Raw genomic sequence first — 1,486 nt, 5'->3', positions numbered from 1 at the left:
AGTCCGTCCTGAACAATTCGGTTCGCGTTGCCGCCGACGTCACACCATCACATCGGCGGCAACGCTGGGGTTGAACAAGGCAGCGAGAACGAAGACGCAAAGAAGCCGCAGCTTCCTCAGGATCATCCGCAGGTTGTGGCCAGCGCCGCACAGCACCGCGTGCATCGCATCGCCGAGCGCGCCTTTGAGCCAGTTGCGATCGAGTTTTCCGTCTGTCTTCATGTGGCCGATGGCTGGCTCGATTGCACTGCGCCGCCTGATCATCGCGCGAAGTCCGCGTGTGATGCCCCGCCGCAAGCCCGGGTGATAGATCTTCACGCCGTCAACCGCGACACCCTTGTAGCCACGGTCGACGATGGCGACCTCCGGCGTGGCGTCACACAGGATTGCCGCCTGCTCCAGCGCTTCAGCGAGCGTGTGACCGTCGTACGGATTGCCTGGCATCGAGCGCATCCCAACTACGAGGCCTTCCTTGTGGGTCGTCGTGATCGACACCTTCACGCCGAATTCGTATGGTGTGCGGGCTTTGCCCTTCGCCAGACATTCAACTTCCGGCGCGTGCAGCGCATAGAGCTTGTTCTTGTCTTTCGGCTTTTGCGCCAGGATGCGCTTCGTGCGGCCAATCAGCTCCATCAATGCAGCACGGCCTGGGTCTGCCACCTGGGCGACCTGTCGCTCCACATCGCGCATCACCCGTCCAACGCGTGAACGCAGCGTGCGCAGTGCTTTCCTCATGCGTTTGTACTGCTTCGCGTGAGCGTAGCGGCCAATCTGCAGCCCCAGACGCGGCGCCTCGCGGTTGTAGTTCTGCCTCAGCTTCAGGCCATGCCGCGCGGCCGCCTTCACCAGATGTTCGCGACACCGCTCGAGCAGGCGTGAATCGGTTGGATGGGCGATCGCTTTTTCCATCACCGTTGTGTCGACGATCACCCGCTTCACGCTCGCGGCCTTGATCACGCCGGCACGTTTCGCTGCTTCGATCGTCTCGGCCAGCAGCTCTTCAACGCCGGCTTCTCCCAGCCGTTTGCGCCAGCGCGTCAGGCTCGACGGGTCGATCGGCGGCTCGGTCTGCAAGTACGTTTCGCCTGTGAACACCTGCCAATACGGATTCTCCACCCATTGCCAGACGACCTCTTCGTCCGACAGATCGAACGCATGCTGCAAATACAGTAGCCCCGCAATCAGACGCGGCGAGCTCGCCGGTCGACCTTTGCTGGACACGAAGCTCTCGCTCATCAACACGCCCAGCCGATCCCAGTTGATCAGCTCGGCCAGGCGCACCAGCGGATGCTTCAGGTTGATCTGTTCGCGCAGCGGATGCCGGAAGAAATCTTGTTCCGGCATAGGTGTCTTCGGGCCCATCTGCACCTCGTCGAAAAATGCAGGGTTCTCGCGTTAATGTGCCAGGTTCCTGCAAATCTCACAACACCATTTCGACCTCAAAGCTCCGTCGCATAAAGCCTTTCGGGTTATTCAGGGCGGACTA

The 1,486-nt window shown here is 61.0% G+C and carries 1 protein-coding gene; it reads right to left on the bottom strand.

Translation table 11 applies throughout. The features are described 5' to 3' along the window. Positions 1-39: 39 nt before the first annotated feature. Positions 40-1,362: an IS5 family transposase gene (locus FVF58_RS51005; RefSeq protein ID WP_149676986.1), complete on the bottom strand. Its 1,323-nt coding sequence runs from the start codon at positions 1,360-1,362 to the stop codon at positions 40-42. Positions 1,363-1,486: the final 124 nt, after the last annotated feature.

The sequence above is a fragment of the Paraburkholderia panacisoli genome (genome assembly GCF_008369935.1).
Classification (GTDB): Bacteria; Pseudomonadota; Gammaproteobacteria; order Burkholderiales; family Burkholderiaceae; genus Paraburkholderia; species Paraburkholderia panacisoli.
Note: the sequence above shows the minus strand (reverse complement) of the source record. Positions and strands in the feature narration are given on the sequence as shown.

What these genes read in the sequence shown, in the direction of transcription:
- FVF58_RS51005 (WP_149676986.1), bottom strand. Translation starts at nt 1,362, where the DNA reads ATGGGCCCGAAGACACCTATGCCGGAACAAGATTTCTTCCGGCATCCG.